Here is a 13,899-nt window from a genome sequence, read left to right on the forward strand (position 1 = left end):
GGCCATGTACGATTTAATGGCAAGCATCACCAGTGAACGCAACCTATTAAACGCGTTTCATTGGATTTGCCAGCGGCGTAAAGAGAGCCATTCAAACAACGATGTATGGCATCTGCGTTTCCATTGGTCGTCTATTGTTCCCTCCCTACGAGAAGCCATGCGTATGGGGACCTATCGTTTTTCTCCTTGTCGTGCTTTGTCGACCAGTGCGGGGTCTATCGGCGTATGGTGCGCGCAAGATGCGCTTGTGCTCAAAGCCATCAGTCTGATGTTAACTGAACAGCTTTCCCAGAAGCTAAGTCACCATTGTTATCACCTTGCGGGAAAAGGGCTAAAAGCCTGCGTGAAGCAGATCAAAAAAGAGGTGAGTGACTACAAGCATGTGTGCCGCAGTGACGTGAATTCTTACTATGCGACCATCAACCACGACATTCTGATGGCACAGCTTAGGGAGCTGATCCCAGACTCAGCGCTACTGGCATTGCTCGAACAGCTATTGGCTCGCCTAGACGATGTGAATGGTGAACTCTATAGCGTTGCCACGGGCATCAACAAAGGCAGCCCACTGTCGCCGCTACTGGGTGCTATCTATTTATTAAAAATGGATAAAGCGCTGGGGGATTACTGCGCAAAACACGATTTACGCTATTACCGATACATGGATGACTGGGTTATTTTATGCAAAACCAGACATCAGCTAAGAACCGCCGTAAAGCTGATGAACCAATCCTTGAATGATGTAAAACAAACCAAGCATCCCTTCAAGACGTACATTGGAAAAATTAAAGAGAACGGCTTTGATTTTTTAGGCTATAGAATTGTCCAACAGAAAAAGAAATTAAGCCTAGCGTGGAAGACGTGGGCGAACCACCTCACCAAACTTCAGCAGCTTTATGAACAAGGTACGCCTAAAGCGCGTATCGCGGAGTATGTGACGCGTTGGTTAACCTGGGTACGCGGCGGGGTGGAAATCGATTTAATTAAGGTCATCCGAGAGGGCATGGCCAGTGACATGGCAAAGGGGATCAATGGGTCTGAGTGGCTGGCTGAGATTTATGGTCGGGCGCTGGGTGAGGTTGAGTTAATTTAACTCTGACCCGTTTTATTCTGATTTGTCCTAAGCCTACTATTGCTACGCATCTTTTAGAGCGCGGGAAAGATCTTAAATATATACAAACATTGTTGGGACATTCTAGCTCCAATACTACGGAGGTATACACACATACGGTCCTGAACAATACGAGAAGCAACAAAAGGCTTTGCAGGAATTCGCTCTGCTTTGGATAACATCAATGAATAAAAAAGCGGATTTATAAGAAGTTGCTCTTTAACAAACTAAGAGGGCGTTAAAAGACCAGTTTTGATAAAAAGATAGTGTAACTAAAGTCACTATGTACTTTCCGAGCATGTTATAGGCAACCCTTCGAGGAAATGCTCAGGGCGGTGGGAAGAATGCCTGTAACATCCGCTAAAGAAAAATAAAAAAGGTTTGAGATATGTATGAACAAATAGAAAAACCGAAAGAAAATAAAAGTAAGGCTGTTGCTAATGCTGTTACTCAGCGAAAAAGGAGTGCGACGCAAAGTTTTGGTTTTGTGGATAATCGACCTGACACAATAGTGCAAAGAAAGATTAGTATAAAGAAACAGCCATATACATTCACTCCATATTCAAACAAAGATGGTAACCCTTATCTAACAAGTAAAGTGGATATAATTGAGCTAGACGATACTCAAGATAATATCAATATAAAACGCAAGAGCACAGAGATACCTGCCACCGATTATGATGGAAATAAAGAGGCCATTAATCAAAACATAGAATATTTGCGTACGCAAAAAGTTAAAAAAAATGGGCGAGAATTTACAATTATGCCAATTACAACCCTTAGTCAGAAGCTGGATACACCTCCTGATCTTAAAGTTTTAACTAGTGACGGACATGCAGAAAAATACAACGACATAGAATCTGAAATCATTAGAAAAATGAATGAAGATATAGATAAGGGTGTAGATCCAATGACAAGTATCGCGTCATCACTTAAAACTCGAGTAGAACCTATAGTAGCGATGGCAGAAGAACGACGTAATAAGGGGAGCTTGGACGCATACCAACGTGTGACAAAAAAAATAAAAAGAACTAAGAAAAAGGTAACAACTCTGAAGGAAAAAGCGGCTGAGAAAATAAGTTTAACAAAGCATATTAAAGCGGCTATTACTGATATGAGATATGCAGGTAAAGGTGGGAAAGAAAAAATGCGTAAACATCTAGACTTAGCTCCCTCAACAAAAAAGTCGTCATACAAATCCGTATCACCTGACCGTGAATAAAAAGCACAATTTGACACTAACCTATATATTTTCTAAAGAAAAATACTATTATTAACAGGACTTTTTACAAAGATTAAGCCCATAACAAAACCTAAAAGCCATTGCAAATAAGTGGCTACCAAGACACCCACCCTTAGAAGCCAATCGTCATGATGGTTTGGCTCTTAAATGAAAGATAAAAAAGCCATAAAAATCTTGACGATCAAAAAGTATACTGTATATTTAACCAGTATCATTTATTTCTCATGGAGGAGAGGTTTGTCATGCCAAGAACCAGAGGTCAGCAAATTAGTTTACGAGATACGCCTTACTATCACTGTGTTTCACGCTGTGTTCGTGGGGCGTTTTTGAGTGGTGAAGATCCAGGATCAGGTGCAAGCATTGAGCACCGCCGTGCGTGGGACGAGCGGCGTTTGCTATTTCTAGCCAGTGTCTTTGCCATTGGTATTTATGGTTATGGGGAAATGAATAACCATTTACATGTGGTATTATATATTAACGCAGAAAAAGCGGCAAAATGGTCTACTTTAGACGTCTTGAAACGTTGGCATAAGCTCCACAAAGAGACACTTTTTACTCGGCAATACGTGCGAGGTGAGTCATTACCTGATTATGCTATGACGTTGGTAGAATCGTCTGCTGAAACCTTTAGAAATCGACTAATGGACGTTAGTTGGTTTGTGAAAGAACTGGATGAACCTATCGCCCGAAAAGCGGATTTTGAAGACCAATGTACAGGTCGGTTCTGGGAAGGACGTTTTAAGTCCCAATCTTTGCTGGATGAAGCCGCATTAGCTGCTTGTATGGCGTACGTCGTACTTAACCCATTGAGAGCAAAAATCAATCCAACACCTGAAACCTCAGATTTCACCAGCGTTAAAAAACGATTCTTTGCCACAACGCATCAAAAACAGGCAAAGCAGCTTTATCCTTTTGTTGGAAATCACTGAAAAGACATGCCTGATGGGTTACCATTTAAATTGATTAATTATATTGATCCTGTCGATATGGCAAGGCGAATCATCCGTGAAGACATACGCAGTGCGATAGACGCTTCATTATTGCCGATACTCCAACGGCTTAATATTTCCTCAGAAAATTGGCGATGTATTGCCACATAATTTGAGGTTAGAACGGGCGATGTGGACGGTAATGAACATTCGATTAAACACTATTGTGAGTCTAACCATAGACGACGTGAACCACCTCAGCAGAGTCGAAAGCTGCTCGCCTAAAAAAGACAAAAACCTAGCCAAAACCACTCGCTAAAAAACGACTAGCGGCCACTCCTTGTTTTAAAATCGTGAAAACCGCTCTTTTCAGACTTATTACGGTTTATCCCCTTCTTTGTTAGCTAAACGAACGGCGAACAATATCAAACCAATTACTAGCATGAAGAGTAAAAGTATTGGGCCTTGATAATCTTTAAAATACGGGTCGGCGATAAAGACCAACATTAATCCAATAATGGCGGCGGCACTGATGGCAACGAACGGTAGTTTGCTGAGGTAAGGTCGCAGTGGATAGTACCAAATGCTGATAATGAGTAGGCTTATGATGACGGTGAAGGTAATAAATAATATCAGCCTTAGCTCCCATCGATTCGGACATACCCAATTAAATACTTTATCGATCACTGATATGACTGTATTTAGTGCGGGTGGGTAAGAGGAGGTCGTTGGGAAGAATGTTTCATCAATCAGTGTTTGACTTGAGGCATTGAGTGGAACTGGCCAGTAGGCAGCACCTAAGAAGGACCAGCCAGACAAATGAACAAGTTGGGCCAATTTGTGTTTTTGGTTACGGTTGCCTTCTGTCACCAGCATGGGGGTTATGCGATTAAATAGTTGTGCTGCGGCAAGTTGATTATTTTGGTGGCTGAGCCAATAGTACAGTTCCTGTATTTGAGTTAGCTCGTCTTGGGATTCATCGCTGCTGTTCGGGGTGCTTGGACGCATGATCATTAAGTTGGTAACCTGAGCCAGTTTTTTGAGGTTTTCAAATTGGTAAAAGCCTTTATTAGTGGGATCGATCACGTCTTTTATTGGAATAATGATATTGAGGAAATATCTGTCATTGGGTTGTGCCGTAATTACTTCGGCATTAGCTCGTTTACTATTGGCTTGGGCGAGTAGGGCTTTTTTTAGGTTACGTACAAACTCTAAAAACTGTTTTTGGCTTTGCGGTGTTTTAAGGTTGGATAAATTGATATCTAGTGTGATGCCGTCTCCCATTGTGGGAATGGGTGTGATACCAAACGATACGATAGGTTCCATTCTGTTGATAATGTATTGATCGAGAGGTTGTGCAATCGAGGCGACAATTTGGTGGATTAATTGCTCGTTATATTGCTCGGTGAGTCGTTTCTCGGTGGGCTTTTGGGCTGTGACGACGAGATCCACGTAGCTACGGTATCTATGGGCCATTTGAATAAATTGGCTGTTTTTGGGTTGAGGTTTCCAGTTAGGTGGCAAGATGAGTTTGCTGCCATTTTGGTCGGGCTTTATAACAGCACCAACAAAACCAATTCGGTCGAGTTGGCTGAAATTGATGGTTTGACCCGTTTTCGGGTGATCCCAATAGGGATATAAACCATAAAAGGTGCCGACACTAAAAATGGACGATAGGCTGTCTTCGCAACCACAATTATCCGGCGCTTTCCAGATCATTGGTATATCTTGTTCAGGTTCTATTCCGGATTTTTTTGCGATCCTAATAATGCTTCTCATATTAGCCGCTGTAGGAGGTACTCCTGATAGTTTCATGGCTAACGCCATGAGATACAAACTGGGGAATACTTCATCCTCTAAAGGTTTGAGTTTTTTAAGTAGTGTTTTAGGAATCTCCGTCATATTCATTTTGGCTAACATGCTTTTTAGAGCATCTGGGTTAATTTGCCAAACGTTTTGAGGTGTATTGGTTTGCGTTGTACTTTTAGTGCTGGTTTCGATCATTTGAGAGGTAGGTTGTTGCTCTACACCATTTGTACTGTTGAGCGTAGGCGCCTGAGTGACTTGAGTTGAACTGGTACTCTTTGTTTCACTAGCGGTAGATTGCGGATTGGTTGAGTCAATGGTGTGGCGCTGAATCAATGTATTAATATTTAATGACGAATTAGCGGCCAAAATATCCGATTGTGATAGGATTTCGTGTAATGCGTTATAGAGCTTAGTTCGTTGATCAAATTGTTGAGCACTGAGTTTTGTTAGGCTGTCTAATGTTTCTTTACGACGTTTAAGTTGTGCTAAATCTTCTGCTGTAAGCTGGTAGTAATAAGGACGGATTGTCGATTTTTTTACAGAGTTCTCTGTTGAGCTTTCTGATGTCATTACTTGTTGAGATTCAACAGTCGTTTTTGTGCTAGGTTTGGGGGGTAGTTTTGCGGCTATTTGGGCTGATGTGAGGATGAGTAGTTGTGTTGGTTTGATGCTTTGTCGCCATGCTGGAAAACGGTCATTCAGTTGACTTGCTTTGTTGAGGTCAATCAGAATAGATTCCACAAAGGCAGTATTTTGTCTGGCCTGCGAATCGCCTGTTGTTGACAACCCGAATTCACTGCAAAAATACGCGAGCCATTGATGAGTCTTAGGGCCAAAATGACCATCACTGAGTGCATTGGGTCGTTTTTTTGATGCTTGTTGATAATCTTTATTCTCTTGATATAGCACACTGAGCTGTTGTTGGATGATCTGGCCAAGGTAGCGATCATTTTGCTCGGGCAGTTGTCGATAACACGTTTTGAATTGGGGGCTATCCCATAATTTAGTTGGCGCGGTTTCAGCTATTGCTTGGCTTGAGGATGCCCATAATGGCATCACCAATAGTATAAGCGCCAAAAAGAATGGTGAGTGTTCTCTCATCATTTTTATGGTCAAGTGAATAAACGGTTTTATCATGATGAAGGTCCTTTAACGCCAAGTGACAAACAAGGGTTTGTCCATCCATGGGTATTTAATGGTTTGAAAGCTCCAGGGCAATTGGTCCAGCAGCATGTCGAAGGTGCCAGGGAAAACTTCTAACTGCCATTGTTTGTCTTGAGCAATGAGCTGTCCGCCACGCTGTATAAAAGTGGACTGTAGGCCTTGAATGGAGGTTGAGCCCAAGGCTTTCCAGTGGCTAATAAGAGCATTGAGCAGGCCTTCTATTAGGGCGGTGGCGCCGTCCGGTAATGGGGCGGTATTGGGTATAGGGTCCTGAATGGCTATTCCACATAAGACTTTATTGAGCATCAGTTGATACTCGGGCGCTTCTTGGCGGCCATCCGCCATCCATTGCAAACAAAACAACGCTTGATGACGTGCTTCAAGGCTAACAAATTGCTGACCGTCTGTGAGTTTGAGTCGTTGGAACAGCATGGGGATATAGGTTGACGCCAGTACCAAACCGGCATTATGAACAGGAATAGGGTCGGATGTTTCCATTGGCTCGGCATTGGGGTCTTGCCAAGGGGTTGAGTCGCTGGTGCGAGTTTTCAAACCTTGTGGTGATGCTTGCTCAATGGCCTCATATATTCGACGAATGGCTTTTTGCTCAATATTAAGTGACTTTGGCACACTCGGTTTTATCGATGGCGCATCGTTCTCAGGCAATTGGATAGCGCGCACTAGAGCGTCTTTTGCTGATAGGGCTTTTGTCTTTGCTAGCACTTGTGAAAGCTGGTTGACCAGTGGAATACTGGACTCCAGATTCAATTTGGCTTTGATCGCTGGCTTTGCAGTCAGATCATTGAGTATTTGCCGTAATAATACGCTGCTTATTCCTTGTCTGCCTTGCAGCAGTAGGCGGTGGTAGAGTACCTGCCAAAACAGTTGTTTGTGTTCTCTCTCATCTTTTAGCCAGTCTTTTAAGGCTTGATGAATCGCTATTAAGTCACTCAGTATGTACGAGTAACGAGTGGCGATAAGCTGGAAATGGCTGGCATCGTCAAGATCATTTATCCAATGTAACATTAATTGAGGTGATTGCAGTTGGTGGGTCAGTTGTGACCATAGGCGAGAAGAATGTTGTTGGATTAAATACGAGAGTGTTGTTGATTCTGGTCGACCACCATTGCCTTTGAGCCATTCTACTACTAGGTCAATTTGTTCAGCTGGGTCTGTTAATGCGGTCAGCCAAGCTTGTTCTTGTGTCTGTGTTATTTGCGTGGGGGCGACTTTGATAATGTCGCGTAGTTCGCTAAACACTTGTGCAGATGTTTTGCTTGGCTGCTGTCTTTTGATTTCCTCATATAAGCGATTCAGCCAGTCGCCCATGGTTCTTGGTGGTGGTTGGCTCAGTAGCATGCGATAAAACCAGTGGGCGTTTATCCTTAGCTTGTTGAATAGGTGGCTGAGTCCAGCGAGCAAAGGTTCCAGTGAGGGCCATAAATGGGGCACAAGGGTGTTAATTAGCCCTTTCTGTGCTTCCCTTGACCATTGCTGAATAGCCCAACGAGACGACAGTGAGGGTGCACTTAGGAATGTCCGTAATTGTTGGTGTTGTTCTTTGGTTAATACCAAGGTCTCGTTGTCTTGCTGTAGTTGGTTGAGTAACTCCGGTTCTGTTAACTGCGTAGTGTGGTGGCCCTGAGGGAATAGTTGCTGTAAATCATTGCGCCAAGTGTGTTGGCCATCGCTGATTTCTAATAGTGCATGAATCAATTGGTGATGATCTAGGTTATACCGAGCGGCGAGTTTGCTGGTGACTGAGGCAAGATAACTGCGGCGGTTAAACTGGCTGCCACGTTCGACCAGTAAATAAGTCAGACTCAATTCCCACAGACTGTTTCGTAGGGGCGTTGGTGGAATGGATGTGGCTTGTATGGGTTGTGTGCCAGACGGCGTTGGTGGTGTACTTAACACTCTACTAATGAGTTGATGGCTGGTTATCACCTTCTCTATCGTTGCGGCGGCGGATGCATCAATCAATTCCACTAAGGTGAGGAGAATGGCGTCGTTAAAGCCCGTTGCCCATCGTTGTCGAATGATGTCCGTTTTACCCAGTTCGACAATGAGTGATTGTGCTAGCGGGCGGTGTGAGCGCAGCCATTGTGGGGCTTGTTGTTGCCACAGAGTTGAGTTTGGCTGTTGTAAGATGGCCATCAGCCCAAAAGTGATCTCGCTATGGTTGCCTGTCAGTATGGAGGTGAATAGCCCATGTTTCTCTGAATGAAAAAGCACCGGATCATACGGCAATGAGTGGGGGGGAACCGTTGCTGACTCTTTGTGAAAATCCTCTAACAGTGCGCTTAATGTGTTGAGCAGTGCGTGTTGTGGGTAGGGGCTTAATACCACAAGCATGGCCTGAATTAATTGCTCTTGTCCTAAATTTCGTCTTGCCGCCATCTGACGCGTTAGGGAGAGTAAATAGCGATGACGATTAAACTCACTGGCGGATTCCACTAATAAGAAACTGAAAGTGAATTGCCAGAGGCTGATGCGAAGCGAGGCATCATTTATGCTTCTCGTTGACTGGGAGGATTCAAGGTCTGCTAAAAAGAGTGTTTTTTCTTGCATCACCGCGCGAACGGCGTCGCGGGCCTTGGGTTCAATGACGCGGGTCAGATCAAGCAGTGTCGGGTCAGAATAGTGTTCCGCCCAATGTTGGCGTACCGCCGCTAATTGCCCAATCCATAATAATAGTGACCTGAAGGCCGAATTGTCCTTGGGCCAATCACGCTTAAGGCTGGCTTCATTGCCTTGTTGCAAGGTAATTAGTAAATCATTAAATGCTTTGTTCAGTGCTGGCGCGGTTTTGTTTTCTGTTTTGGCGGCAGCTTGGCTAAGAGTTGGGGTCAATAGCTGCTGCCAAGCTTGTTTGATCTGTTGGGTGTCGTTTAAGTCACTAATAGGCGGTTGTCCCAATTGCTTGACAATGTTCACTATGGTTGCCTGTGGTAACCGTTTCCAAAGTTTATCTTTCAGCTCGGGCGTAGAGGCAAGAAAAGTCAAGATCGCCTTAAAGGATTTAGGCTGACGTATTAGCTGATCTATGTAAGGCACGATTTCTTTGTTTATCTCACCATAGAGTAGGGCGTGTATAAGACGGTGGCTATCTTCTGCTTTGGTAAGATCCATATTAAACGGTGTGTTTCGTGCGGACATTGTGCTGGTGAATGTTGGGGTTATAGCGGCTAATAGTGACGTCATTTGTTGTTTCAGTGTGCTATCAAGACTAAAAGACGCCAATGAGGTTTGCAGTGTGTTAATCAATTGCGCTTGTGTTTGATTGTGTGCCGCTGCCATTTGTGTAATAAGCGCCATCATATATTGTTGTTTATTAAATCGGCTGCCCCGTTCAATTAGCAGGTAATGCAAGGTAAATAACCAAAGCTGCTGGTTGATGGTTGTTTCTGGTACGACGGGTAACGGTTCAGCAGAGAGAGAATCGTTTGCCACCTTTACTGCAGCGCTTGAAGAGTCTGTCGTGGTGGAAGAGGCCTGTGCTTGCCAAAGTTGTGGCGTGTTTAATAAAACATAAAGAAATGGGTATTCAGTGGGTTCGATGCATTTAAGTAAAGCGAAACGTTGCGCTTCATTAAGTGAAGTCATTAGGGTGGAGGGCAATTGTCCATTCTGTGCCTGAGTATGTAGGGCGGCAAGCAGTGGTTGGCGATAGTCCTGTATTAATACTGGCCATAACGCAACTAACTCTGTGAGTTGGTGATGGCTCAAGGCCTCTTGAATACGCGATTTCCAGTAGTGAGCAAGCCAGCTTTTTAAGCTTGGGTGATGCCGTTTAGGGCTCTTTAACAATTGTATGACGGCGTTTTGACAATATATGGGGGACAGGTCCTCCAGTAGTTTGATCAGTTGTTCAGCAGACAGTTGGCCAATCAAACGTGCTAACAAACGTTCATGGTTCGTGGATTGAGTGAGCGCGTTATTCAACTGATGGGGATGATCCAATAATGCTTCTATGATGCCTGTTTGCTCGATGGTTTGCCGGTTATCAAACGTCCAGTGCAGCCGCCCCGTTTGCAGAAATTGCAGTGCTTGATGCCAAGAATAGTCCTCGTTGCTATAGCGAGTTACGTTAGAGTTAACATCTTCTGGAGGGCTTTTGGATGAGGGGGCCTGCGACACTGCTTGAGTATTTTTAGACTCAGAACGGGCGTATTGAGCTAATTGTTCGCACAGTTGTGCTTCAATGGCGCTCAGTAGATCGCTAAATAGACTGTTGGTGTTGAGGTTGCCAAGATCAAGAGAAAGATGCTCAATGGTGATGACCTCATTGGCGGAACAATAACGATTAAAGATCTGTTCGATATGTGGCAGTAGTTCATTTATCACCCAGTGATGGGCGTTTTGCTCAAAACTTTCAGCTTCAAGAGGAGAGTCAAAGTTGAGTTTTAATTCAGCGTTTTGGATGTTATGGCTTCTTGTCATAATATCAACTCGTCATCCTGGGTGCTGGGCTGCTGTAAAAACGTATGAAGTTTGTCCGCTAATTGATCACAGTCTTGTTGCTCATTTTGACGCTCATAACCCGACGTAGAATGACTTAGGTTAAGCACTTTGGCTTTTTGCTCGCGCCATGCAAAATACAAGGTTTCAAATTCACAGAAGTCATGAAAAGAAAGCCAATGAATATGCGCAAGCAAATGAGCTGGACTGTTGTTGCGAATGAGTGCCTCGGCTTGTTGACGAAAGTGTTCGTTATGATGGCGGGCAGTAAACCCAGGCAAAACGACGCTGATTTGATGCGCATAGGGAGCAAGGTCGTCCGATTCCCCTTGAGGGCGAAGGGTGATATGTTCCACTAGGTGAAGGCTTTCGATCTCATGGTTTAGCTGAGTAAGCCACTGCTGCAAGTAATGACAGAAATTGAGTAGCTTGTTTTTATTGGTATGGCGTCCAATGTAGAGCCATCGTTTGTCGTCATCTTCAGAGGGCTTACCAGAAAAATTGAAAAAAAGCTGGTATTCGTCTTTGCGTGTGTGGTGTAACACTTTAAAACAGTGGTGATCGATCCCTAATAAGAATAAAGATTCGGGAATTGTTTGGCCTGTGAAGGCAATAATGGATGAGCGTATACGACGAATTTTTCGATCGCTTAGGGTTATGTTTTCTGGGCGTTCACTCACTGATTCGAGCAACGAGCGTATTGGTTTGCGAATGTTGAATAGGGTTTTTTGACCTGTCGGGCTATGGGCAAAATGCGCATCGCTGACCACATTGAGTAAGTGTCGGGTGAGAGTGCGGGTATAGCTTGTTTTATCTGTTTTTTGTATTCCTAATAGTAAAGAAATTCTTTTTTCGTAACCGCTTTGATGATCGGCTTGGAACAAGTTAGGACCAAGACCACGCTCGTTCGTCACTGTGATAATGTCGTGAAGAAACGCTTGTTTGTTTTTTAGTAATTGCCAATTCAGTTCTTTAAACGACAGGTATGGATTAAACTGTCGATGGAAATCGTTTGGGTATTGTTCGCCGTAAAGCGCCAGTATGTAATCAAAGAGGCGTCCTTTGCGTTCTGGGAAATCGTCAAATTGCGCTTGTAGCTCTCTGAGTTGCTGTTCTGCTTGCGCTGGATAATGTTGGTCAATATCGTAAAACTGCTCATGGCTCAAGGCTTGTATTTGGTAGCTGTAAGGGGTATCCAGTGAGAGTGAAAATAGCTCACGGATGCCATCTAAATCTCGGCAGAAGTTTGCCATCAGTTGATCAAACAATAGTAAATAGCTACGTAGTTGATGACGTTCCGCTTGTTGTTGCGGGTTATAGTGGCTTGATCGCCCCGGCGCTAGGTGGTAGTTGCGGGGGAATAACGTCTGCACCGACTCATATTGAGCAAAATTGTACAATCTTCCAGCAGGGAGAGCTGGTTTCGCTGAAGAGCCAGCGGTCTGTTGTATGTGTCTGTGCTGTTGGTACAAGTGAAAATTAAGGCCTATTTCGCTGACATCTAGTGTCACTGCGTGATTGTTTTGGAACAAGGCTAGCGTAATGTCTGATTCCTGTTCGGGGAGCATCAACTTTGCGTGTTCGGGCAGTGTTTCGAGTCGTTTATTGAGATTGGAAGCGTCTGTGCTTTGGAAGTATAGGTCATGAATGTGTTGGATGGCGTTATTAGCCAGCAGGTGCTCTTTTAGTTCCGTTAAGGTTGGTTTGACGGCTTCTTGTCGAATCCATTGGTTGCTTTGGTCATAAATACTTGCCGCCAGTTTATTGATATCGTCCACTTCATTGCTGATATCAATAATGGCGTGGAGCGATAGGCTTGTCTCGCCGATTATCCTGACCTGATCTAAGTCTTCTCCCAATCCGCGAACGCTATGATAGGCTTGGCTGATGGCGCGTATGGTTTGCAGAATAGACGGTGAGGTGTCACTTTGCTCCTGTTGGGACACCACAGGCAATAGGCCATCAATTTGATACAGTCCACAATGTGGTGCCTGTTGGTTTAATGCTACCCATACTTGATCCAAGTCAGGGATAACCGATAGTAACCATGACTGATAGTCGCTGGGTTGTTGTGGCGGAGGTTGAAGAATCTCCTCTGGGGGTGTCAGACCATACTGACGATAATCAATTTGGCCGTTTGACTCGGTGAGGTAGTCACTGACGTCAAAGTCACTGCGATAAATGAGGTCAGTAAGGGCATAGCACAGTTGCTCTAAAATCGTGACCCCAGGGTCATGGGTATTGTAATCCGTCCAGACCTTGCCGCTAAGCTGCTGAATATAGGTTAACCCCAATTGAAACAGTTGCTCAAAGCTATCTGGATTTTCTTGGTGATTCTGTTTGGAAATCGACAATGTCATGATGACGCCTGTTCATCCGCTTGGCGGCTTTCACATTGGGTCATAAATGGGTCATGCCAGAGTTGTGTTATGTGATAACGGATAAACAGGTGTTCTCCATAGTTTGTATTCGTCCGGATTTGCAGTACATAGGGACGATTCGATCCGTCGCGGGTGGTTTGTTTCCAACGTAATTTCAGCTTATCGGCTGCCGAATGAAAAAAAGCGTGTTGAGTTTTGATCGGATTTTTTTTTCGCCATTGCCACCACCAGCTATTGGGGGCACAAGTGTTCGTAGCGATGGCGTGTAATAGGGCATAGCGACCACTGTGTCGAATGCCAATTCCCGCCACCACTTCAAGCATATTGCACCCTTCTAACTCCGGTGTAATATCATGCCACTGCCCATTTGCAGGAATGGGCGTATCAACTAATTGACTACCAATACGACCTTGGGAGCCAATGACACCGTGAACATCCAAGGTGTGCTTGGGGGTGTCTGTCTGAATACCAGCTTTTCCATCAATAGTAAGTGTTAGGTTCGGAGTGTGCGTTGTCTCTTGTCCCTCTTGCGTAATAGGGGGGTAAGCTCTGAATTGAAGATCTGTTTGTTGTTTTGCAAAGCGCATTTGCCAAAGTGGCAGATTAGGATCGCTTTGTTGATAAAAGCTTAAAAGATGCTGTTGATCCAACGCCGTTAGTTGTAGGCCCGTTACAGGCGGCTTCACGAAGCCTTCTTCCACTTGGTTGACGCAGGAGTCAATCAAATCCGCAAAATGCTCGGCAGATGGCATGGTGCCTTGGCGGAAATAATTTTTTAGTGTACTTCGATTACGTTTTGCCATG

8 protein-coding genes are annotated in these 13,899 nt (G+C 44.3%); 4 read left to right on the forward strand and 4 right to left on the reverse strand.

The genetic code is table 11. The features are described from left to right. Positions 1 to 4: 4 nt before the first annotated feature. From MSP8886_RS11345 to MSP8886_RS11355, 4 genes are all read left to right on the forward strand, one after another. The gene (locus tag MSP8886_RS11345) at positions 5 to 1,090 is read left to right on the forward strand and encodes a reverse transcriptase/maturase family protein (protein ID WP_067016464.1); all 1,086 of its coding nucleotides are present in this window, start codon (positions 5 to 7) and stop codon (positions 1,088 to 1,090) included. A gap of 38 nt (positions 1,091 to 1,128) precedes the next feature. Then, on the forward strand, positions 1,129 to 1,287 hold the full coding sequence (locus MSP8886_RS21915; RefSeq protein ID WP_370737026.1) for a tyrosine-type recombinase/integrase: 159 nt from the start codon (positions 1,129 to 1,131) through the stop codon (positions 1,285 to 1,287). Between the two features lie 209 nt (positions 1,288 to 1,496). Continuing rightward, positions 1,497 to 2,330: a hypothetical protein gene (locus tag MSP8886_RS11350; RefSeq protein WP_067016466.1), complete on the forward strand. Its 834-nt coding sequence runs from the start codon at positions 1,497 to 1,499 to the stop codon at positions 2,328 to 2,330. A gap of 263 nt (positions 2,331 to 2,593) precedes the next feature. Then, on the forward strand, positions 2,594 to 3,280 hold the full coding sequence (locus MSP8886_RS11355) for a transposase (protein ID WP_245659087.1): 687 nt from the start codon (positions 2,594 to 2,596) through the stop codon (positions 3,278 to 3,280). Positions 3,281 to 3,658: 378 nt separating this feature from the next. Here the strand turns inward: MSP8886_RS11355 and MSP8886_RS11360 are convergent, their stop codons facing one another. The 4 genes from MSP8886_RS11360 to MSP8886_RS11375 are packed head-to-tail and all read right to left on the reverse strand — an operon-like array spanning position 3,659 to position 13,898. Continuing rightward, on the reverse strand, positions 3,659 to 6,226 hold the full coding sequence (locus MSP8886_RS11360) for a hypothetical protein (protein ID WP_067016468.1): 2,568 nt from the start codon (positions 6,224 to 6,226) through the stop codon (positions 3,659 to 3,661). A gap of 12 nt (positions 6,227 to 6,238) precedes the next feature. Further along, entirely contained in the window at positions 6,239 to 10,696 is a 4,458-nt protein-coding gene (locus MSP8886_RS11365) for a contractile injection system tape measure protein (protein WP_067016470.1), read from the reverse strand. Continuing rightward, positions 10,693 to 13,074, reverse strand: a complete 2,382-nt coding sequence (locus MSP8886_RS11370) for a hypothetical protein (protein WP_067016472.1) — start codon at positions 13,072 to 13,074, stop codon at positions 10,693 to 10,695. Before MSP8886_RS11370 ends, MSP8886_RS11365 begins: the two co-directional genes overlap by 4 nt. Next, positions 13,071 to 13,898, reverse strand: coding sequence for a hypothetical protein (locus tag MSP8886_RS11375; protein WP_067016474.1), 828 nt, complete (start codon positions 13,896 to 13,898; stop codon positions 13,071 to 13,073). The genes MSP8886_RS11370 and MSP8886_RS11375 overlap by 4 nt, the downstream gene beginning before the upstream one ends. Position 13,899 lies beyond the last annotated feature (1 nt).

Source organism: Marinomonas spartinae, assembly GCF_900089775.1.
In the GTDB taxonomy this organism is placed as follows: domain Bacteria; phylum Pseudomonadota; class Gammaproteobacteria; order Pseudomonadales; family Marinomonadaceae; genus Marinomonas; species Marinomonas spartinae.

Bases quoted from the DNA above. Each gene is read 5' to 3' on its own strand.
- MSP8886_RS11345 (WP_067016464.1), top strand. From the start codon at position 5: ATGTACGATTTAATGGCAAGCATCACCAGTGAACGCAACCTATTAAAC.
- MSP8886_RS11350 (WP_067016466.1), top strand. From the start codon at position 1,497: ATGTATGAACAAATAGAAAAACCGAAAGAAAATAAAAGTAAGGCTGTT.
- MSP8886_RS11355 (WP_245659087.1), top strand. From the start codon at position 2,594: ATGCCAAGAACCAGAGGTCAGCAAATTAGTTTACGAGATACGCCTTAC.
- MSP8886_RS11360 (WP_067016468.1), bottom strand. From the start codon at position 6,226: ATGATAAAACCGTTTATTCACTTGACCATAAAAATGATGAGAGAACAC.
- MSP8886_RS11365 (WP_067016470.1), bottom strand. From the start codon at position 10,696: ATGACAAGAAGCCATAACATCCAAAACGCTGAATTAAAACTCAACTTT.
- MSP8886_RS11370 (WP_067016472.1), bottom strand. From the start codon at position 13,074: ATGACATTGTCGATTTCCAAACAGAATCACCAAGAAAATCCAGATAGC.
- MSP8886_RS11375 (WP_067016474.1), bottom strand. From the start codon at position 13,898: ATGGCAAAACGTAATCGAAGTACACTAAAAAATTATTTCCGCCAAGGC.